Origin of the sequence: Caballeronia sp. BR00000012568055 (assembly GCF_029439455.1) — a bacterium.
In the GTDB taxonomy this organism is placed as follows: domain Bacteria; phylum Pseudomonadota; class Gammaproteobacteria; order Burkholderiales; family Burkholderiaceae; genus Caballeronia.
This window is the reverse complement of record NZ_JAQFVG010000135.1, coordinates 1-625: the sequence shown is the minus strand read 5'-3', so window position 1 is coordinate 625 and position 625 is coordinate 1. Positions and strand designations below refer to the sequence as shown.

Annotated in this window: 1 protein-coding gene; it reads left to right on the top strand. The window is 59.0% G+C overall.

Annotated elements, in window-relative coordinates:
• Positions 1-34: 34 nt before the first annotated feature.
• The coding region (locus P7F28_RS07775) for an NAD(P)(+) transhydrogenase (Re/Si-specific) subunit beta (RefSeq protein ID WP_277183939.1) at positions 35-625 on the top strand (591 nt) is incomplete at its 3' end.

Below are 625 nucleotides of genomic sequence, written 5' to 3'. Positions count from 1 at the left end.
GCCGAAGAAGATCGCACACAAGGAGGGCGCGTAAATGAGCATGAACGTCGTCACTCTCTTGTATCTGGTCGCGTCGGTGTGCTTTATTCAGGCGTTGAAAGGCCTGTCGAATCCGAAGACCGCGCGCATCGGCAATACGTTCGGCATGGCGGGGATGGCGATTGCCATTCTCACGACGCTCGCGTTGATCGTGAAGCAGGCGTCTTATCTTGGCTCGAATCTGTCGCTCGGATTGACGCTGCTGTTTGCCGCTTTGATTATCGGCGGCGGCGCGGGCGCGTACATCGCGGCCAAGGTCGAAATGACGAAGATGCCCGAACTCGTCGCGGCCATGCACTCGCTGATTGGTTTGGCGGCGGTGTGTATCGCGTATGGCGTGGTGTCGGAGCCTTCGGCGTTTGGCCTTGCCGCACCGGGCGATCCGATTCCCTATGGCAATCGCGTCGAGTTGTTTATCGGCACGTTCGTGGGTGCAATCACGTTCAGCGGTTCGGTGATCGCGTTCGGCAAGCTGTCGGGCAAGTACAAGTTCCGCTTGTTTCAGGGCGCGCCGGTCGTGTACTCGGGCCAGCATCTGATCAACCTGCTGCTCGCGATTGCGATGATCGGCTTCGGTGTGATCTTC